Origin of the sequence: Chryseotalea sanaruensis (assembly GCF_003990915.1) — a bacterium.
GTDB classification, from domain to species: Bacteria; Bacteroidota; Bacteroidia; order Cytophagales; family Cyclobacteriaceae; genus Chryseotalea; species Chryseotalea sanaruensis.
Map to the genome: position 1 here is coordinate 679,599 of NZ_BHXQ01000001.1, position 20,995 is coordinate 700,593.

Annotated in this window: 19 protein-coding genes; 9 read left to right on the forward strand and 10 right to left on the reverse strand. The window is 36.9% G+C overall.

Annotated elements, in window-relative coordinates; translation table 11 throughout:
- Positions 1–200: 200 nt before the first annotated feature.
- The 3 genes from SanaruYs_RS02725 to SanaruYs_RS02735 all read right to left on the reverse strand — a co-directional run bounded on the left by SanaruYs_RS02725 (position 201) and on the right by SanaruYs_RS02735 (position 1,768).
- Entirely contained in the window at positions 201–851 is a 651-nt protein-coding gene (locus tag SanaruYs_RS02725; RefSeq protein WP_160118566.1) for a DUF4142 domain-containing protein, read from the reverse strand.
- A 225-nt stretch (positions 852–1,076) separates the two neighbouring features.
- Positions 1,077–1,463: a hypothetical protein gene (locus tag SanaruYs_RS02730; protein WP_127120968.1), complete on the reverse strand. Its 387-nt coding sequence runs from the start codon at positions 1,461–1,463 to the stop codon at positions 1,077–1,079.
- Between the two features lie 92 nt (positions 1,464–1,555).
- Positions 1,556–1,768, reverse strand: coding sequence for a hypothetical protein (locus tag SanaruYs_RS02735; protein WP_127120969.1), 213 nt, complete (start codon positions 1,766–1,768; stop codon positions 1,556–1,558).
- Positions 1,769–2,781: 1,013 nt separating this feature from the next.
- Here SanaruYs_RS02735 and SanaruYs_RS02740 point away from each other — a divergent pair.
- Positions 2,782–3,432: a hypothetical protein gene (locus SanaruYs_RS02740; protein WP_127120970.1), complete on the forward strand. Its 651-nt coding sequence runs from the start codon at positions 2,782–2,784 to the stop codon at positions 3,430–3,432.
- Positions 3,433–3,475: 43 nt separating this feature from the next.
- Here SanaruYs_RS02740 and SanaruYs_RS02745 read toward each other — a convergent pair whose 3' ends face one another.
- From SanaruYs_RS02745 to SanaruYs_RS02760, 4 genes are all read right to left on the reverse strand, one after another.
- Positions 3,476–4,279, reverse strand: coding sequence for a hypothetical protein (locus SanaruYs_RS02745; protein WP_127120971.1), 804 nt, complete (start codon positions 4,277–4,279; stop codon positions 3,476–3,478).
- Positions 4,280–5,134: 855 nt separating this feature from the next.
- The gene (locus SanaruYs_RS02750; RefSeq protein ID WP_127120972.1) at positions 5,135–6,808 is read right to left on the reverse strand and encodes a hypothetical protein; all 1,674 of its coding nucleotides are present in this window, start codon (positions 6,806–6,808) and stop codon (positions 5,135–5,137) included.
- A 44-nt stretch (positions 6,809–6,852) separates the two neighbouring features.
- A complete protein-coding gene (locus tag SanaruYs_RS02755; RefSeq protein WP_127120973.1) occupies positions 6,853–11,013 on the reverse strand; it encodes a hypothetical protein in 4,161 nt (1,386 codons plus the stop codon).
- Positions 11,014–11,053: 40 nt separating this feature from the next.
- Positions 11,054–13,966 carry a hypothetical protein gene (locus SanaruYs_RS02760; protein ID WP_127120974.1) on the reverse strand — a complete coding sequence of 971 codons (2,913 nt, stop codon included), beginning with the start codon at positions 13,964–13,966 and terminating at the stop codon, positions 11,054–11,056.
- A gap of 473 nt (positions 13,967–14,439) precedes the next feature.
- On the opposite strand from SanaruYs_RS02760, the gene SanaruYs_RS20495 reads away from it, so the two are divergent.
- From SanaruYs_RS20495 to SanaruYs_RS02780, 4 genes are all read left to right on the forward strand, one after another.
- Positions 14,440–15,129, forward strand: coding sequence for a restriction endonuclease (locus tag SanaruYs_RS20495; RefSeq protein WP_370684881.1), 690 nt, complete (start codon positions 14,440–14,442; stop codon positions 15,127–15,129).
- Between the two features lie 10 nt (positions 15,130–15,139).
- On the forward strand, positions 15,140–15,763 hold the full coding sequence (locus SanaruYs_RS02770) for a hypothetical protein (RefSeq protein ID WP_127120976.1): 624 nt from the start codon (positions 15,140–15,142) through the stop codon (positions 15,761–15,763).
- A gap of 68 nt (positions 15,764–15,831) precedes the next feature.
- A complete protein-coding gene (locus SanaruYs_RS02775) occupies positions 15,832–16,560 on the forward strand; it encodes an LEM-3-like GIY-YIG domain-containing protein (RefSeq protein WP_127120977.1) in 729 nt (242 codons plus the stop codon).
- Positions 16,561–16,577: 17 nt separating this feature from the next.
- Positions 16,578–17,735: a HEPN-associated N-terminal domain-containing protein gene (locus SanaruYs_RS02780; RefSeq protein WP_127120978.1), complete on the forward strand. Its 1,158-nt coding sequence runs from the start codon at positions 16,578–16,580 to the stop codon at positions 17,733–17,735.
- Positions 17,736–17,849: 114 nt separating this feature from the next.
- Here the strand turns inward: SanaruYs_RS02780 and SanaruYs_RS02785 are convergent, their stop codons facing one another.
- Positions 17,850–18,125 carry a helix-turn-helix domain-containing protein gene (locus tag SanaruYs_RS02785; protein WP_127120979.1) on the reverse strand — a complete coding sequence of 92 codons (276 nt, stop codon included), beginning with the start codon at positions 18,123–18,125 and terminating at the stop codon, positions 17,850–17,852.
- Positions 18,126–18,234: 109 nt separating this feature from the next.
- Here SanaruYs_RS02785 and SanaruYs_RS02790 point away from each other — a divergent pair, with 109 nt between their 5' ends.
- Positions 18,235–18,447 carry a hypothetical protein gene (locus SanaruYs_RS02790; RefSeq protein WP_127120980.1) on the forward strand — a complete coding sequence of 71 codons (213 nt, stop codon included), beginning with the start codon at positions 18,235–18,237 and terminating at the stop codon, positions 18,445–18,447.
- 3 nt (positions 18,448–18,450) lie between these two features.
- Here SanaruYs_RS02790 and SanaruYs_RS02795 read toward each other — a convergent pair whose 3' ends face one another.
- Positions 18,451–18,684, reverse strand: a complete 234-nt coding sequence (locus SanaruYs_RS02795; RefSeq protein ID WP_127120981.1) for a helix-turn-helix domain-containing protein — start codon at positions 18,682–18,684, stop codon at positions 18,451–18,453.
- Positions 18,685–18,903: 219 nt separating this feature from the next.
- On the opposite strand from SanaruYs_RS02795, the gene SanaruYs_RS02800 reads away from it, so the two are divergent.
- Together SanaruYs_RS02800 and SanaruYs_RS02805 are read left to right on the forward strand one after the other, a co-directional pair.
- Entirely contained in the window at positions 18,904–19,155 is a 252-nt protein-coding gene (locus SanaruYs_RS02800) for a hypothetical protein (RefSeq protein WP_127120982.1), read from the forward strand.
- The gene (locus SanaruYs_RS02805) at positions 19,148–19,873 is read left to right on the forward strand and encodes an SOS response-associated peptidase (protein WP_127120983.1); all 726 of its coding nucleotides are present in this window, start codon (positions 19,148–19,150) and stop codon (positions 19,871–19,873) included. The genes SanaruYs_RS02800 and SanaruYs_RS02805 overlap by 8 nt, the downstream gene beginning before the upstream one ends.
- A gap of 69 nt (positions 19,874–19,942) precedes the next feature.
- On the opposite strand, the gene SanaruYs_RS02810 is transcribed toward SanaruYs_RS02805, so the two are convergent.
- Positions 19,943–20,188, reverse strand: coding sequence for a hypothetical protein (locus tag SanaruYs_RS02810; RefSeq protein WP_127120984.1), 246 nt, complete (start codon positions 20,186–20,188; stop codon positions 19,943–19,945).
- 157 nt (positions 20,189–20,345) lie between these two features.
- Between SanaruYs_RS02810 and SanaruYs_RS02815 the strand changes: the two genes are divergently transcribed.
- Positions 20,346–20,969 carry a metallophosphatase domain-containing protein gene (locus SanaruYs_RS02815; protein ID WP_127120985.1) on the forward strand — a complete coding sequence of 208 codons (624 nt, stop codon included), beginning with the start codon at positions 20,346–20,348 and terminating at the stop codon, positions 20,967–20,969.
- Positions 20,970–20,995: the final 26 nt, after the last annotated feature.

The following is a 20,995-nucleotide window of genomic DNA, read 5'->3' on the forward strand; positions in this document are numbered from 1 at the left end:
GTCGCACTTATTTTTTTTCTAAAAAAGTACCAGAATTGATTTACCAATGAATAAATCCAAATTAACTTTATATAGCAGGTAAAATTGCCTTAACATTAACTCACTTAAACTTTAGAAGATTTTAAGAGTCAAGGCAAATCACATAGAAAAGCGGCCACTTTGATTAGTTTAGAAGAGAACGTAATTAAAATCAAATAAATCTACTGACCATTCGATCCATTGGCACCAACCTGTAGCATTTGTGCCATTTGCAGGTGATGCTCCAGGTTAGGGATTTTTGCTTCAGCCCATTCTCTTAATCTTTGTTCACCACCGCTATTGTATAGCGTGCGAAATAATTCAATTGTCTCCTGATGGCTGGCAACCATCAATGTGGCATAGGCTTGATCGAAGTCGTTGCCTTTCTTCTGCGCTAGCTCATTATATTTATTTTGACTGGTTTCGCTTAGTGCATCAGGAATTGAAATGTTAAGTCCGTCCGCAAAATTCTTTAACTCACTATTGGCTTTTTCATGATCTATAACCATTGTACGACCAAACTCTATTACCTTAGTTGACGAGCCATTTTGAGTGGCTAGTTTTCCAAGACGAACTTCAAGAAGGCCACCATCCGAAGCAGTTTTAAAAAATTTAGTATCATCCATTCCATGCATTGAATGCATGTTTGTGCTATCCTCAGTCATGCTATTATTGCCTGCAGTGGATTCCCCATTAGTCTTGTCTGAACCGCCAAACCCGGTTTGTTCACCTTTTTCAGATTGAGAATCGAGATCATTGCGTGCATCTCTTCCACATGCAACAGACACAGACGCGATTACTGCAAACGCAATTATTTTAGATAAAAATTTCATGCTTACTTTTTTGATAGTTAATGATAGGATTGAGAAAAGCATGCCAGCTTAGTACTAAGTAGACTAGCTTAAATTGTAAGAGATATTTTAAAAACCTGATGAAAAGTTTTCCCGTGCTGATTTTATCGGGTAAAGAATTCTACTATCTGTTATCTGCTTAGCCTAAAGTTTAAATGTAGGAGATAAGACTCTCAGTAAAGCACTGCCACTGAATTTTGGAAAATGTTAATCATGAATCTCTGCAGTTACCATTGTTCCTTCACGTTTTACGATGAACGTACTTGTCGATTCATTCGAGCAAAAGTGAGCAGTCTTATATGTCGACTTGTTGGGGTTAGGAGAGGGGCGCACTGTAAAACCATAACATTCTGAATCACCGTTAGATTGCATTTGAATGGTTTCAATCCGTACCCAGTCATATCCATCACCTTCCTTGGATCCCGTACCGATGCTATCAATTTTAAAGTGATCACCGCTTATCGGTTGACGATGAATAGGCTGACCTTCTGCATTAACCAATACAAATTTTGCCATAGCTTTTCCTGCCAGAAGATGCCAGGCGTTTACATCAGTAAGGCGTTGTTTTGCAGTCTTAAAGAAATCTTGAGCCAACGATTTCTCTAAAAAATCCCTAGAGCTTGCTGTATCTATCGCCTTACCATTATGTTGCTAAGGAATCAGTTTTTCCATATTAATGATAGAAGTTAAGCACTAGCATCTTTCTTATCCATTCGCTTAATAGGGATCAGGCTCTTTTCCTTATCGCTTTTAGATGGTTCATTGTTACCGGAACCATCGTTTTCACCTACATCAGCATCAGATCCCAAATCTCCAGCCGCGCCTTGCCCTGTATCAGGAACTGTTTGCTTTGTACGTTCGCTAGGTTTTGCTTGTCCATTACTTTTATGTTTGCTCATAAGAATATCTGTTTAAATTACTAGTTGTGGCAAAAATCAATCTAGATAAACTAAATAACTGCTTACATGGATGGGGAAGGATCCATTCGGACAATACCTATAGAATCGTATGCCAATAACAATTAAGCTCAAATGTTGTGTTGTTACAGCTTAATAGCCGATCGTGAGTTATTTATGACAAACATGTAGGGATTCATTTCCTCAGTGTGTAAGTAAAAGATAATTTATTCTACAACATCACCGTGAATGATCAGCGTTGATTTGATTATTAAAAGCGTATTGAATCATTCATGTGTGAAGATTTTATTGGGAGCACAATTGTAGGTCAGAAGCTGAGCCGGTTTCGTCAGTAGAGCAGCGTAAACCGTAAGTAGAAATGTCCAGTCGTTTTTAAAAAAAGCGTGTTATTTATCCCAATTCGCGGGAATTCATAAAAAGTTAAATTGTCCAGCAGTTAGTAAAACACTGATTTTCAATTTGTTAAAGAAAAGATTCGATTCAGGTACGTAGCTGAATTTCAAACCATCTTGTCTGATGACATATGTAAATCCGTTGAAATACTAGATAGGTATGTAAAGCCTTAACAGTATTCAACTGCAATTTTTTAATCTTAAAAGCAGAATTAAAAACGTATTTTCCATTTATTGCGAATGGGGATTTATCTTTTGAGATAATCTCCTCGGAATAGCCAACTTTACTTCGCACTCATTGCGTTTTAAGATATCCTAGTAGGAAATGATGCAATGAAATTTGAGAAACACATATCTGTTGATACCTTATTTCTCTTTACTGTATCGATAAATTGACCATAAAAAAAGCACTGTTTGATGTACAAAAGATAATGGCATTAATTGCAATTCCCTCAGAAGGTAAACGATTAAAAAGCCATGCCTTTGCTTTTCTATGGACAGATAACTTAAGTTTACGTATCTCACGTTATTTAAAATAACTCAGTGGTTTCACCACACTTCGCATATGTTTAAATTGATTGTGACATCATGATTTTACCAAACATGACAAGGACTGAGGTTATGGAGCAGCTCTCTAAAATTGCACCTCAACTATTACAGAAGGGCTTCGCTAAAATGGGCTATTTGAATAAAAAGCCCTTACGCAAACTTCCAAAAAAAATGCGGAGCAAATACACAATTGAAGGCCAAGAGACGATTGTATACTATTTCCCTCATTTGACAGGATGGTCTGCATGGATCAAATTTAGAATGGATGCAGAAGTTGCTGGTAAAATCTGGAAAGATTACCCTATGTATGCCTTGGTCGAATGGGTAAATGGTAGTTTTGCAGACATTATTATTCACAGAAAGCATTCGCTTGATCGATATAACCAACGCTTACACCTAGGGCTAAGTAATGTTTATGATATTCTGGAAGAAATGAGTTATTCAGACTGCCAGAGGGTATATAATTTTAAGGAGGTTGAAGGAGATCTCAGATTTTTAATTGCTAACTCTCCAAACGGTTTGTTCCTTGGTTTCTTTGACAGAAATAATAGCTATAAGGAGGTCTATACATTTATCACCGACCAAATGGTTAAGGATGGGCAGAAGCCAGAACCCACAGATGATCTTATGGAAGCAATCGCTAACCATGAGAAGAAATTAGGCAGAGGAAGTATAATTGATGTTCTGCAAATTTTGACCAAGTAGTTTAGCATTTAAAACTTTGAACTCTGGCATAGGCGATTAAAGCCTACGGTCTAAGTATGATCAATTCATGGTCAAGTGGCACTTCAGTGAATGACTTAAGTTTTGCAAGTTCAGCTGGTCTGCCGACTGGAAAAAAAGTTGCTAACCGAGGCAAACCGCCAAATGGACTTACGTGAATCGTGTAGTAAGCGCCTCTGAAGATAAAGTGAATACTGTTGTTCTGGAAAAGTGTCGAGTCACCTGTACTGCCAACTTGTTCAATAATGTCTTTTAGAAATGAAGGAATCTTTTTGTAGTCGATATTGGTATCGAAGTGATAGGTTTTTCCAAGTTGATATTCTTTTGATAGTTCTGCATAGTGACGAAATATAATGTGGATATAACAAAAACTGTCAATGGTGATATCTTTCCCAAAGATTGAAACGGTTTCGCCTGTGTGTCCAAATTCTTCGTAAAACTCTCGTACGAGGTAGTAAATGAATTTGCTGTGGAGAATAACTGATTTTAAAAGGTAGTCTTTATAGAAACCTCGGATGCCGCGGGTCCTGCAATATCGTTCTAATATTTTTAGTTGATGGCGATATTCAATTTGTGAATGCTCAATGATAATGTCAGTAGCAGGAGACTCCAGGATAGCTTTCCACGATTGGTGCACGCCCTCTAAGAACTGAGCATCCTGCATTCGTTCCGCATATGGAATTTCTCCATACATGTCAATAGCTGGCTTATGTCCATTGAGATTTAAATGATAGTTGAGATACGTATGGCGATAGTGGTAGTTTCGACATGCTGGGTGACTTTTCGTATCATGAAGATATTCTCCGTCCGGACCTCGCAGAATCGTCATCTTTCTGCACACAAATTCTTCCTCGGCAAGAGTTAATGCGACTCCATCCGTTACCATTTGTAGAAGTGTTTGCAGCGCTATCTGGAGTGGTGCGCCAAAGTTTTTATCAACAGTTTCGAGGTGATCTCTGGAATACATTTCAGATAGGCTTATTCGGCCGGTACTCAGCCGCCCTTGCAAAGATAACGTGAAGACTACAAAATTAAACACTTGATTTTTGCTGATTATAGTAGATCGCTGTTAGGTCAGTCCAATAACATTGCAACCTGTCAGGCGCCGAGGTTCTTGTTGAAAAAGTGCTTTCTAAACCAGCCTTACAAAACTCAAAGGGTATTTCTGAAGCTTATTTCAAGGCAGCAACTTGTTACAATATATTTTTGCCAGTGTTGGGTAATATTTCTTTTTGAGGCTGTCTCCAATAGATAGAAGAACGTCCTGCTTTCCTTTTAATAAATCAATGATTCGAGATTTTTATGCCGCAATTACCCACATCGGATTAAATTGCGAATAGTCAAAATCTAAGGGATTTAAAATCCATTGTTCAAGAATACTTAATCCTAGAACCGCATTTAACCTGGGATATTCAAGTGAAGTTTTTAGAAAATGGATCAGCATACAGAAGTTATAGAATGTGACATCAACCATTTTGAAGTTGCTGTCTTTATAGGTATTGACTGACTGTGAATGTCCTGCATTCTTGCTACACGATATTTCTTTTTGAACTACAGATTCATCAAATAATGGTAGCCGTTTGGGTATATTTGGGAGTTGTTTGAAGTTGTGGGATCAAGGGTTAGAAAATGAGTATTTTTGTTTGAAGTTAGTTAGTTCTTATTTTGAGCAGATCAAGCCACCTTATTTTTTTAAAATACCAAATTCTAGTAGCGCGTCTTTAGCTGCTTCGTAATCAGGATTAAGTTTATTTCTGTTCAATGTGATATTGAACGGCTTTGGAAACAACGAATTCTTATAATTCTGCTTCAGCAAGTCCCACCAGTCCACTTTTTTGGATGACACATGAAGTACAATACGTTCAAAGTCTGCAATATGAATAATTGTCAGAGGCTTAATTTCAAGTTCGCCAAAAGCCTCTTTACCTATTTCCTCTGAAAATTTTAGACTAAACATTACAGGCATGAACGGTGTTTGGAAAATCTTTTCATTTACTATCAACACAGGAAAAACTTGTACCGGTTTTCCCTTCGGAAATTTTTCATCAAATTTTTCAACCTCGTCACGGATATACCTAATACTATCTATAAGCTGATAAAGACCGAATACGCCATAAAAGTCATCTTCCTTGATGTCAAACAACGACTGTGCAGTTCCATACTGCTGTTTAGCATAAATCCCAGTCGATTTAATTTGGCCTACACATACTTTTCTACATTGACGAAAGTATAGGTCCGCTATCTCCACCAGATTGCCTTTGATCTTCACTTTTAATTCATCAAGGCATTTTAAAGCTGGGTATTTGATAAAGGTAAAAGTCCGTTTCAAAACCTGCGCTGCATATGATTCAAAGAATAAGCCTATTCGGCCCCTATATTGTTTAATGTCAACTCCGTTCGGTTTAACTGTATCAAACCAAAAATCATTGATAAACAGTTCGTACAATTTATCAATGATGAAGATTGTATCAAGGATCACGTAGTAGTTCGATATGTCTTTGAATACCGGTGATTTCTTTATTTCGATGACATCTAGTTCATGCATTTTCTTTCCCAGTCTTCTTTTGCTAAAGTACTCTAGAGCCTTGACTGATTCCTTCTGTTCGGGATCGTTGCGGTCTAATCGATAATAGAATTTGTGATCTTCTTTATCCCCTTTGTGGAAATAGCACATGGAAAATATATGTCTAGCAAAATCACTTGGCGACAACCCGATGTCAGAGAAGTGTTTACTTACTGAAGGTGAGAGTAAGTCGTCCTGTTCTAGGTACTTTATTAAATGGATGAAACGTTTAACAGTATATATTGGGTCATTGATTACTGTCATTTCATTCAAAAAGCCACTGCCTGCTGCCAATTTTTCAAATGGACGATGTGAAAGATCTTCCTCCTGTTTGTCATATGCAGAGATGACATCATTTACACAGAGATAGTATTTAAGCAAGTTTTCCCAGTCTGTCATGCCCCATTCAAACTTTGGAGTCTCTACTTCAGGCAGTCGGTCAAAAATCTCTTGCAGTGCAAATACGTTAGCTGGACGACTGAACATGATGGGGGCACCACCTTGTTTTCTTTGCAATTGGACATTCACTTTTCTCAAAGCTGCATAGTATGGCAACATCATTTTTTGATCGCTCTTGCAGAAGTATTTCAATTGTTCAAGTTGGTCTAAGAAACTTGTTTTGAATTGCTTCTCCAGAGGTGGACGAAGACGCAAGTTAAGTCCTGCAAGCTCATATAAAACAAAACGTTGTGGAATGTTCTTAAGTAAATCAAGGCGATCACCAGCGTACTTTTCTCCAAAAACGATTTCATATCCTACAAACAGAGCCGATTTAAAAATTTCTTTTTTTGCCATTAATTTTAATTTACATGAAGTCGAGAGAAACGACTAGTATTTGCTTATGCCCTCTGTTTGCTGTGATGGTTAGCGATAATACAATCAGAGAGTACCATATAGATAATTCCTATGTTGTTGGATAAACGCTCAAGCCGTGGAATCCAGTCTTTCAATTCGTTTGTACTTATCGCACGTTCTCCTTCGTCTGTTGGAACGTTATCTCCCGATGGAGAAAATAGTTTATGCGTTGAAAGCAGAAAATCAAAGAACTCGAACTTAAAAGTTTCGCTCTCGAATGTGTATTTCTCTTTGTTACACGATTCTACTAAATATCCAAAAAGGTCCAGGGCTTCCTGAACGTTTTCTTGTAACTTGGAAGTAACGTTTGCTAAATAGGGCTCCAACACTTGTTCTCCAAGTGGATTTGATTCAACTCCCGAAAACTTCATGAACTGAACGAAATGAAAAGCTAGCTGATGCGCAGTTGCTGCACAGCTTAAAATCCGATCAATTTTTTCAAATTCTGGCAGGATTTTGTTCCAAGACTGAATCTGGTATTTAGCTATGATTTCATTCGGAATGTCTTGAGGTATCAGGTGGAATTGCGCAAGCTCCTGAAATTTAGAGTCCATTATCTTATAAAATTTAAATTCATAGCATTTGCCGTTTACTGAGTTAATCCCCATTAGCGGAATCACTAAAAAAGATTTATAGTATTTCGAGAGAACACCATACCTTACGGAAGTCGGATCAGGTTTACCTAAGGCGCTGAAAAACAAAGAATAGACACGTTCAATTGCACCGTACATTTTGATTGACGACTCACCGCGAATGAATATTATTACTCTTCTTTTTGCTTCATCCCATTTTACATCAAAATTACAGTCAAGCTCTTTTGCTAGCGATGTAAAATCATTTGTAACTTTTTCAGCAAAGGATAGACGGGCTTGATTCACATGCTCATGAGCCATTTTTAAAAGGTTGCCATTAATAAATGATTTCGAATTAAGGAAGTGTCTATAGATAAAACATAATGCTGCTACATAACTTTTTTCCTTGGCTTCGATGTCTGCAAGAATTTGAGGTTTTACAAATTTATTGAAGTGCAGCTTAAATTGCTCTTGAAATTCCTCAATAATCTCGTATGCTTTAAAAAGATTTCCTACAAGGGAAACACGCGAGTAATCATTCGATTCACTTGTTTGTTGATTCGTTCGCTTGCGAATCTCTGTAGATATTTGGGCAGTACTTTGCCAAAGATAATTTGATATAGCATTGTCGTATTCCTGGTAAGATGTTCTAAAGGTTTCGAACCTTTTCAATGATAAAGTACTTCGTTGATCAAATTTATCGTTGTTGGCGTTTAGACCTTTTAAATCTGCTCGGTTTCCTTCACCTGTTAGTCCCCATTCATCCAAGATTAATTTAGGAAGAGAAGGCCTCGATTTTTCTTCCAGTCTTGGGCGTAATGTATTCCAAAATTTCTTTGTAAAATCAACAAGAGGGTTATAGGTTTTTTTCTTATGGTAGACGGCAAACGAATTGATTGATTCCTGCAATATGTCAATTTGCATAACTCTCCGTTCTACGACCTGATTGACATACTCTGCCCAAGTTGAAAGCCTCGTGCTATAGTCAAAAAGATTTATAAAAATCGAATTAACCTCGACAAGGTAATCAAGGGGAAGATTGCGCTTCGGTATTCTCTTATGTGAGTCGTCATGCATGTCGGGTATGAACGAGAGCTTGTGACCATATCCATCAGTACCGTAGGTATCTTTGTTTGGGTAGACAAGTCGCAGTTGATTGATAATTTGAACTGAACGATCATGGATGAAATTACCTGTGTCGTATTTATTCCGATTCTCTAGAATGTTGAAAAAATATTCACATACAATTTCATTGTTCGCATCATTGAGTGCTATTACGTTATGGGTGATAAAAAAACGATCAAGGAATATTTGCAATGTATCCTGATGCAATGGCCTTAATTGTGTATTTAATTTAAGTGCAAACAAGGCCCTGGACAATGCATCCAATGTATGCTTTTTGAAGCCGTCTATGATGCTCTGTTTCGAGATCGAGATGTCTATGTTTGAAGCTCCAAGTTTATCTGTCCAGAAGATAAATGAAGCGAATCCTCTAAAATCTTCCTCGGTCATTGGATCAATAGCAATTTGCTTTATTGTTCTGATCCAAGAAATACAGTGGTCATAGATATTCTGTGATCCTCTCAATTGGGCATTAATTTCTCTTGCCACTTTTTGTTGATCTTCAGAAAAGAGTGAGTGAATACTTGTAAATTCGTCACCCACTAGTGCATTGGAAATATCTACGTTAACGACAGTAACCCATGCACGACCAAAATGTGTCACGGCTCGGTTCAGTATTTCTTTATTGCGTTCGATAAAATCCGAGACACCCATCCAGACTAAACTTTTCAGTACTGCATTATAGTAGACCCATGATCTAGCGTTCACAGTTTGCAATTGTGCTATAAGTTGACTGACGTTGATCTTGGTGTATCTGAATGCACTTCGTAGAAAGGAATAGATTGTTGATGGATCCAAGAAATGCAAGCATTCAATAACAAATTCAGATTCATCATGTAATTCTGGATCGAAAAGCAATTTTTTTAATAACCCAGATCGCACAGGATGCAGACCAGTAAGAAATGATTTTCCATCACTCAATTTGATCAAGTACTCGCGCTCTAGAAGTTCGGTTAGTCTGGAGATGTTATCTAGTTTGAGGTGACTCGCGATCTCTTTGTACAAAACACGAGCATTGAAACAGTCCGCAATTACTACAATACGTAAAAGTTTGATTTTGTCTTTCGAAATTTCGTTATATTCCTCAATAATCCTGTCGATTTGCGACTTAAGTTTAGCGGGCAGACTTTCGCCTTGTGTAACCAAATACACAAATTCGAGCAGTGGACCCGATTCTCCAAATACATTCCACGCGTCTTGAAAATCAGTGAATTGTAAATCAAGATCGAATTTATTCAATGCCTCGTAAATTAGCTCAGCTTCTTTCTGATCCAGCCCTAATTCGATTTCAGAGTAGGTAAACTTGTCCTCAATCTGAACAGAGTTCCAATCCTCTTCCCGTACTGTTAGTAGGAAATTAAGATTATTCTTTGTGCCAAGTTGCTGTAAAGCGGTTATCCAATCAGTGTGTCCAGGAATAATATCTATGTAGAGGGTGATTGGGAAATTGATGTTTGCTGAAAGGGCGTGTAAGGTGTTGATGATTTCATAAAGCGTTGCAACATCGGGAGGTAATGTGATAATAAAAGCAGTACTTAATGTACAGTAATCGTGAAGATACCGGTATGCAAGTGTACTTTTCCCTTGACCAGAAGCTCCATGTATAAAAAGCGTGTTTGCTGTTTTAAACGATTTTGATATTTGCTCTAACTTTTCCTTACGCACAACATCAATTCCTGCAAGAATATGTGCATAGCTCGCGGAAATTCCCTTATAGAAATCACGTTGCAGTTTCTGGATGTCATCTGTACCACCTTCGTCAACTAAGGGGCGAATTAGTGTTCCAAATGTGTTGTGAAAGCTAACACGGTCGCTTTGGAATTTTCCAATGACCGTTAATTGATCATGGAGTGTTATGATATCTATTATTCGCTGGTTTATTGCTGAATTGTATAACCAATAAATCAGGAGGTCAAGAGAGACATCTGTGTCTGCAAAAATTTTAAGATCTTGAATTTTTAGTTTTGTTTCGCGGATTAACGTGTCTTCACTCACAATTTCATACCGAAAATGTTTATTAATTGTATCGTTTTGTTCTTCCGTCAAACCAAATTTTTTAAGCTTATTATTTAAGGATGTTGATAAATTATTTTCAGCCAATCCTCTTATATCATCGTTCACTTGTCCAAACGATACTAAGGTGATTTTTGGTCGAAATCCATTTTTATGAGCTTCAAGAGCTCGTTTTAGGAATGAGGAAGTTTTTTGTGAAATAATATCGGAAAGGGTCAAGGTTTCTCCAAGACATTTGACCTGAACGATTTCAATAACTTTGTTGTGTTCGTCATAAATGTCGAGATCCTCAAATTTACCTTCGGGTCGAAATGTCACTTCATCAGATTGATGGCAAAGTATCCTGCTCAACGAATAAACAAACTGAGCTCTGTATCCCTTCAGTGCGTTAACCGCTCCAAAGTTATTTGCGGTCGAATGAGTTCTATTAATGTTCATCTGCTGAGCAAAAGTTTAAGTTGATACTTCCATCAAGAAGTCATGGTAGTAGGTTTGTATAATAAATTTTTGCCAATGTTTCGTCATATTTTGTTTTAAGCACGTTTTCTATACATAAAAGAACCTCCTTTTTCCCTTTTAACAAGTCAATAATTCTGGTTTTTTCTGCTGCGACAACCCACATCGGATTAAATTGAGAGTAGTCAAAATCTAAAGGATTCAATATCCATTGTTCAAGAATGCTTAATCCTGGAATCGCCTTTAATCTGGAATCATTTAGTGGAATTTCTAGATAATGGACCAGCATGCAAAAATTATAGAACGTGACATCATCCATTTCGAAAATGTTTTCTTTGAAAGTAATGAATGATCGAGAATGATTGGTATTTAAAGAAGTCATCAATTGGTCAAAATAATTTCCACTTTTCCAATCAAGAATTTTGCGCCATAGCAACTCTTTATAGAAGTAGCTGTCAAATTTATCGTTAAGAATACTTTCAGCCTCTGAGACTATTGATTTTTGATAAATTTTGTCAACTACAGGGTATATATGAAAGAGGATTTCAAATTTTAAACTATCATCCTTCGCATATGAGGAAGAAAGGACTTTCTGATAGAACCGCTGGGAGGAAATAGATTTATCTGGGTAGTCTCGAGTCAAACACTTACAAAGACTCTGAATCAGGTGTTGGTATTTATTGATGTTTACTCTGTAACGATCAACTGCGACTTCTAGCAAGCTCAGTACTTCCTCGTATGTGAATAGATGTGCTTTGGTCTCTATAAATCGTGCTAATTTCTTGAGATCAAACCAGTAAAGAATATCTTCAGTTTCAACGAACTTTGTGAGGTTAGTTATTAACCCAGCTTGCCAATCTTCGCGCTTCCAAACGATTCTTTCCGATACGATAAAGATGTTGCTAAATATTCTTCGAAATGATTCCTTGAAATAATGGCTCTTTAGCAGACTTTCCATTTCTTCATTAGCTTCGCTTTCACCAAACAAAGTGTTTCTGTGAATCTGACTAAAAAACGAATTGATAAGCGTAATAAACAATTTCAGTTCTTTATCTGAAATTCCTATTTCCTTAATGTGCCTGAGAATTGTTTCAAGGTTTTCTGTATGAATGTGAATGATTGCTGTGCGAATAGTAAATAAGTCGAATGATTCAAATCTGTAACGATACCCAGATGTAGCGTGCGACAATATCAGACCTTCATAGGATTTTTCGATGGCATAATTAAATCGGCCACTTCTATCGTAAAACAAGAAATTGCCTGTAGCATATGTTACAATCAACCTAAGATTGAAGTTTAGCTCATTCGTATAATTAGGTACCGAAATATAAGCGGAGCCGCCCTTGTATTTTTCATAAATACTTTTCATCTCATCATAAGCAATATCGATTTTGTTAACTACTCTTTCGAAAAGTTTTTCGTCTTTAATTGATCGCAGAAGTTTATGTACAGGTTGGCTCTTAACATTATAGAACTTATCCCAAATAAGTCGATCAAGGTCTAGATGCTTAACGTCTTTAAGAATCTCAGCAGAGATTTCGTTCGCGTACCATGACAGTGGCCCTTTTAGTTTGAAAAGATTCAAATGAATGAGAAAATGCATTACGATAGACCGATCTGCTGAGAAGTCCTCATCTAGGCACTTCTTTAGTATATGATAACATCGTTGGAATTTATCGGTGCCTAATAAGTAGTGGCCATAAGCGAATTCAATTGCTTCAGAAGTAGATTTTGGAATTTTATTAACTTTATTAGCGAGCTTCAGAAAATCGAATGAGTTGAAGGTGCATCGTACGCAATCGCACATGGTGTCATGACTAACTTCAATCTTTTTGGTTATACCTTCTCCTTTCGTTTCATCAAAGGAAAATATCCTAGTAACAACGAAGCCAAACTTGTTTGATCCTGTATTTTGTTCTTCTATTTCCCTAAAATTTGAGACTGCCGAAATCCAAATGACTCCGCTATTAGCCAGAATTCTAAATACTTTTTCCAGCTTTTCTTTTGGATTAACTATAGATAAATCTAGGCACTCCTTAGATAAACTATCACTTAATTCAATTTCATCATTCGAAAACGATATTTCCTGCAATAGATGATAAATCTTTTCATTCAATGTGAAAATGTGCCAATGCTCAAAGTGTTCAACGGTCTGGTTCAAAATGTTAAAAGGCTTTTGGTTTGCTATGTAGTATGGATCGAGTACACGCAGTCCTTCAAAAGCGTTTGTGAAATCGTAAAGCTCATCAATGATGTGGTGATGTGACTCTGGCAATACGTTTACTGGATTTTGGATGTGCTGGCTTTTTACAAGTATGTCATCAATATTTTTATGAATTCCGTTCAAAACCGAGACTGAGTGATAGAGATAAAGGAATCGAGATAGGTTTACCTCTTCAATCAAATCCAAAATATGAATTTTGTCATGAGACCGCAAAGATCCGTTTTTATAGAATCGGATTTCTTTCATGTTCGATACGAAAATCCATTTTGCCTCTGTTTTACCTGCATATTCGTATGCTTGAGTCACTGCAGAAATTGAACTTTTTGAGCTCTCATCAAGATCTGTCATTGAGTCCTTAATTTCAATTACAGCGTATATCTGGTCAGGCTCAAAACCATTCGACTTAAAAACGAAGTGGCCGAGTCCTGCATCTGCCTTCGTCCCATCAACGAAAGTTTTAAGCTCAATAACCATCGAGGAATCTCCACCCGAAATTCTGAATCCAAGAATGGTAGAAAAGAAATCGATTAAAAATTTGGGTTTTATTGACTCCTCTTTCTGTGAGTCTATGCGGCCAGATTTAATTTCATCAGCCCACCAGTTCACAAGTCGTTTAATCCTTTCAAGGTCTGGAACATGTGATAGCAAGAAGCTATCAGACATTTCTTTTTGTATAATAGATTCATTAAATAGCGCCTGGCGTTTGGACATGTTAGCAATTATTTCGAAGTTATTTGTGAAGCCGAAATGCGCTCAGTTGCGATTTCGTACTTATTGAAATACAAAAATACCATAACATTATAATTATCAACTGCTTACAATTATATTTTTACAATAAATAAAGTAGAGCCGGTAGCTTTACTCTAAAAAGACTCATTGAGCAGACTCGCTAAGAAATGGGTAACAGCCTTGATTTAGTTTATGACCAAGCAATTTGCAAGCACCTTAAGTAACAAAGGCTTGGTTACAAAATACAATACCTTAAATCAGGTTGGAGGAAAAAGTTTAATTTTTTTTGCTGTGAGAAGTTGCCAGTTGGCATCTGCATTATAAAAATCGTTATTTTAGTAGGATCTGATCTCTTCCTCTATATCTTAAGTAGTTAACGATGCTTCTTACCAATTTCAAAACCCCAATTGGCAAAATTCAAAGATTAGTGCTATATGACATTTGAAGATTATGAAATGTTAGTAAAGTCTCTTCTTGAAAAGAAGATTAGGAAATCTTTCAAGAAGAAGGTACCGGTACATCATCAACGGAACTATACGACTGTGACTGGTCACGTCTATAACATCGATCTTAGCTATACATTTAGTATCGGGCATGCAGAGCACTTCGTAATCATAGAATGTAAGAATTGGCAGAAGCGAGTAGAGCGGGATATCGTTTTGTCGTTAGAAGCGAAACGGCGGGAACTCAGCGCTCATAAAGCGATAATTGTTAGCTCCGCAGGATTTCAGAAGGGCGCTATTGAGCTAGCCCTTAATCTCCGAATAGGAATGTTTCAGTTAACTTCCTTAAAATCTCTAAACATTTTGTCTCACTTCAGGGGTAATTTTAATCCTTATAGGGAAAGATTAGAAACAGCTGTGGAATTCGAAAATAGTCAATTCGATCAGCTCTACGGAATAACTACGCACAGTCAGAGCATATCAGATTATTTACGCCTAAGATTCTGCCTAAGGCTAGACAACATATTCTCAGAGTCAGTTCAGGAATTACAGCCTCAAGTTCTAGCTCAATTGAGTCGACTACCGGCAAATTGGTATAAGGAATATCAATTATTAGAAACTTGCGGGATTCCTCTAATTCTCGACAATGCCAATGATATTCGAGTAATAAATTTACTCAAGCTAACCTCAACAATAAAATAAAAGATTGCCTATGCCTATCCATAATTTCTCAGGAACAACATTTGTCGCATTTACTGATATTTCTGGTTTCAAAGAGCTTATGAAAAATGATAAGAGAGCACTTGACGCACTAAGACATTTTTACCAGGCTGGATATGACTCGTTAAGTAATGACCGAGGTATAGAAGGGTTCTTTATTTCCGATAGTGGAATTCTTTTTGCCAGGGAGGGAAACAATCAAGAAAAGCTTACCAATCTCTTACTATCAATAAAAGAGATAAATCGGTTGGTGCTCGAGAGGAACTACATGTTAACAACTTCGATCTCGTTCGGGGCTTTTGACTACCATGATAAACTCGAATTTGAGGGAATTGAAAAAAATCCAATTTACGGCTATGCGTATGTTCAGTCGTTTTTAGATAATGAAACAGGTAAACCAAGAATTCAACCTGGACAATGTAGACTTGTCAAGAAAAACCTTCCGTTAGATATTGTTATAACACCGGAAAACTTTCCCTTATTGAAAAGTGCCGGAGGGCATTATTACTATTACTGGAATGTCGAGTCACCCAATGAAATTGAATCGTTTGAAAATAGATATAATGACAGCTATAGTTTAAAGTATGAGGGAATGTTAAAAGCTCTAAAGGGTTAATTACATTTTGTACTTACTGTTACACGTATGAAAATGCAAGAAAAATTTAGTTTCCTAAATCCATAAGCGTGATTAGTGAATTTAATAAATCAGTGGTTGAAAGACTTAAGCACTATGTGTATTGCTTAATAGATCCTAGGACGTACGAAGTTTTTTATATTGGAAAAGGGTATGGAAATAGAATTTTCCAGCACATGAATGCTGCCCTAAATTCTAACTTAAGATCTGATAAACTAGAACAGATTAGATCAATTAAGCAGAGTGGAGCGGTACCAGATTACTACGTCTTACGATACGGACTTGAGCATGACGAAGCCATTCAAATCGAATCAATCATAATCGATTTCTCCAGCCTTTTCCAAAATTCATCTCTGAATCTGAAAAATTTAGTTAAGGGGCACAATAGTTTTCTAGGTATTATGAAGGTAAGCCAAATTGTACAAATGTACGATGCGAAGGTCATTGAAATTACAGAGCCGTGTTTGATAATAATTGTAAACAGACTGTATTCAGTAGGCATGACCGAAACAGAGCTGTATGAAGTGGTTCGTGAAAAATGGCGCCTGAATCGAAGGAAAATAACGAAAGTAAAATACGTCATAGCGGCATTTGTCGGATTGGTAAGAGAAGTGTACCAAGTGAATAAGTGGTATGACACCTTTGACGAAAGAACCCAAAAAACAAGAGTTGGCTTCGAGGGAATTGTTGCAAGTCCCGACATAAGATCAAAGTATGTCAATGGAGCATTGGATAAATATAGATCGAACGGTACTCCTTTTCTTTACGTTAATTGTTAAAGAATTCAATAAAGGTTATGGGAATATGTTCCAGTCATTTTTCAGATAGGTATATAAAAAAATTTATTGACAAGAATATCTCTGAAACATTTTGTGATTATTGTGAAGATGAAAAGCCATCTGCAAACTTTGACAAATTCTACGAATTTATTGAAGAAGCAATTTACTATGAATACGTAGAGCCCTACGAGTCGTCCGCGCCCTACGATCCGGAACCAGCCTATTACCAGGACAGATTTCCTGGTTTAACAGTGAAGTGGAAATACGAATTGATAGATGAGCTGCTGGATACGTATGATTATTCAATTGTTGAAGATGTTGCTGCCTCTTTTCCTAACGACTTCTTAGTTGAACGAGATAGAATCTGGGGGCCAACAAAAAACGAGTATTTCAGTTGGGGATGGGAGAAGTTTAAGGAAATAATAAAACACAAAGTTAGATTCCTCTTCTTTGATTCCAGTCTTAAAACTTCCTTCGAGGACGAATACGATGAGTCTTTAAATCCGACTTCTGTTTTAGACGAGCTAAGAAAAGCTATCAATGAGCTTGAGTTAATAGTCTATATACCATTGCACGATTTAAATGTCTACAGAGTTAGGCAGCATTCTCGAATGGAATATATTTCATCAGCTGAAAAACTCGGAGCAGCACCAAATAAGAGTGCTAAAGCAAATCGGATGAGTCCAGCTGGTATTTCTATGTTCTATGGAGCTTTAGATGTGGAAACAGCCAAGAAGGAGGTGATAAATGATTCATGGAAAAATAGCGCCACAACAACTGCAGAGTTTGTAAATATTAAGCCACTTAGGTTAATTGACTTTACAAGTTTGACTGAGGTGCCCAGTCTTTTTGATAAAGCGAACCGTCACAAGCGATCAATTATGGGTTTCATTTTAGCATTTATCGGTGACTTAAGCCTTCCGGTGCAGCCTGACGATAGCGTCCACATTGAATATGTACCTACACAAGTTGTAACCGAATACTTAAGGCTTAAGCTAGGGAATGAGTATGGAGTAAATGGTATTTTCTACAATAGCGTAAAAAATCCAGGAGGAAAATGTGCAGTAATCTTTGCTGATAATGAGCAATCAATTGATCATATGCGACTATCTTCGGCCCAAGACTCCCATTTGCTAGTAATGCTCAACGATTCGATAATAACAGAGTTTATCTAGTCTGAGTTATTCTTTTCTATTCAAAATTATTCATTCTTGCCGACTTTAATATTTACATGTAATCAATCAGTCAAATTATTAGTGCTGAAAATTCTTGGTATATGGCGTTTGAATTTAAATTCTGATAAATTCCATTATTGCTTTCCGTGCCAATGGCTCATTACGCTCCAATTCAGTGAGGCTATCAATCAACCAGATAATAGTTAACTCTTCCAAGTTAACTTCAAGCGCAGCAGCAATCTTCTTAACTAGGATCTTATTGCAGTTTTTTTCACCTCGCTCTATCTTACTTAGATAAGCAGGATCAACACTTAAGCTGGCCGATAATTGCCTAAGCAATAATCTCTTTTCTATTCGTTTCGTCCTTACGTATTCTCCAAACCTACTCATTAGACCTTTTTAGACATGACCTTTTTAGTCCATAACTTTCGTATAATCAATCACTTGGGTGGATTGCAAATTTAGTAATTGGTTGTATATTTATATAACCTTTTGTTTTATGAAAACTAAAGATCCAGCACCTAGGCAAGTAGTTGTAAAAAAAGATTTTATTGTACAGAATCCAACCAAAAAGGGATACTTTCATAAATGGTGTGAAACCTTTCTTTATGATAGTGGAGTATGCTTTGTTAAAACTTTGGGACTTGTTGAGTTCGAGGACGGTTCTGTAAGAATGGTCGAACCTGAACTGATTAAGTTTGAAAAGAATTAGTGATTACTCAAGTAGACTTAATATTTCTTTAGGCGGTACATTAAGAAGTCTTGCAATTTTGTAGAGCGTATAAATACTAGGAGTTTTCAGACCGCGCTCAATATTTGATAAGGAATGACGATCTATAGCGTTTTCCATGACTTCAAAGTGCTTTAAACTAATGCCTCTTTCAAGCCTTAGCGTCCTGATTTTCTTACCTACCAGCTTTGCAACTTGTTGCTTTGTTTTTAGCGTCATTACTAAGCAAGCAACAAAGAAGTAGAGCGGTTAGGGTTATATAATTATCTAACCCACAACCAACCAAAGCTTTTCCAAACGTTTGAAGATTATGAAAATAGATCACGTTTTCTATGCTTACCAAACCAGAAGAAAGTGAGCCAATTGTTAAGTTATAGAAAGGATACAAGACCTTCAGTCAAAAGAATTTTAAATATATTAGTATTATAAATGCCCCTCATGTTAGTTCAATTTACTGATTCTCATCTGCATTCCTGCATACTTAGCGGTTATCGCTATTTGCAGTATGAACCCCATCAAAACTATGGAGTAATCAAGGCTTTAAATTCAGACAGACCTTTAAGCAATCCTAATTTCAACAACAGTTACATTATTCCTATTACTGATGAGCAAGGATTACAAATGGCAAGCGGTGGTGTTGATTTAATGGAGGATTTTACATTTTATATTTCACTAGAAGACCATGTGTAATAAGTTTGCCAATATCGAAGGGGAAGAATACTATGCCCAGTATTACGAAGAAATGGCTAGCATACATCGCTTTGACCAATTTGCTTCCAGTTACATGATAGATGGCTTTGTTCATCCTGAGGTTTTGGTTGCTACACATGATGGCCGCTTGACCACCATGAAGTGGGGTCTTATTCCACGTTGGTGTAAGGATAGGGAACAAGCCAAACAAATGGCAAAGTTTTGCTTAAATTCTGTGAGTGAAACAGCCTATGAAAAACCATCCTTTAAATATGCCATCCAACATAATAGATGTCTGATACCTTTCTCGGGCTTTTATGAGTGGATGCATGTGGGCAAGCTTAAGTACCCTCATTATATTTATTTGAAGAACCTCAAGACTTTCTCCGTTGCAGGCATCTATGAGCGCTGGGTTGATAAAGAAACAGGGGAGGAGATTGAATCTGTTTCGGTATTGACGACAAAGGCAAATCCATTGATGGAGAAGATCCACAACACAAAGAAACGTATGCCTGCCATTATTCTACGTGAATATGAAAAAGATTATTTGAATCCTAACCTAACAAAGGAGGATGTATTCGCCTTGTGTGCACCAATAGACGATAAGTTAATGGATGCGCATACGGTAAGTAAATTAATCACAACTCGTGGAACGCCTAAAAATGTCCCTGAGGTAATGGAAAGGTTTCATTATCCAGAATTGGAAAATGCAGTTTGATACAGGCTATCTTTGGATATATTTTCTGTTTTCAAATAATGTGATGACAAACCTTTAGTATTTATAGTATTATGATACTTGAGGGTTTTCCTTTAAATGTTCTTTAAGTGATTTTCTCAGGATGGGTATTTCTCTTGGACTCCCTTCAAGTGCTCCAAAGAATTGTATTTGCTGCTCTTCATTGAGACTTATTTTCATCCTAACAGATTTATTACCAGGTTTTAGTAAGCCAGCTTCAGTTACCTTGGATGGGCTTTCTTTGCTTTTGCTTTTAATACCTGACTTGCTTGAATAAATCTTTACCTTTTTTTTCATCTTAGCCATGTTTGAGTAAATAATACCTGTCAGGTATTTAATGTACTTGATAAATTTAGGCAGAATTTTTGAAAGTAATATGGTGAAAAGGGAAATGCTTTAACCTTACCCTAATGGTCGCCAGATTCATTCCTAATTAGTTAATACCTTTACCAGCATGAAATTCGTGTTAATCAGTGATACCCACAATCGGCACGAAAAGCTCAAGGTCCCTGAAGGGGATGTGTTAATACATGCTGGGGATATTACAGGAGCGGGTTCACTTAAAGACACCTTAGAATTCTTTCGATGGTTTGGAAACTTACCACATCAACATAAAATCTTCATTGGCGGTAATCATGATTTTCTTCTAGAGAATACCTCTTTTGATCTGAAGCAATATTTGCCTGCGGGTGTAACATATCTTCACGATGAGCTTATTGAAATTGAGGGTATTAAAATATATGGATCCCCCTATACGCCCGAATTTTTGAATTGGGCTTTCATGAAGGAAAGAGGGGCAGAAATAAAAGCTATTTGGGATAAAATACCTGATGGTATTGATGTGCTAGTAACTCATGGACCGCCTTTTAAAATTCTGGATATGACCAGCAAGGATGTTAATGTTGGCTGCGAAGATCTCTTAGATAAGGTATTGAGAATTAAGCCTAAAATACATGTGTTCGGACATATCCATGAGGACTACGGAAGGCATCAACGAGAAGGCACACAATTCTTTAATGCTAGCGTCCTCAATCAATATTATGAATTAGTGAATCCTCCTTTTGTTGTCGAACTATAACAATTATAATCTATATCCACTTTTCA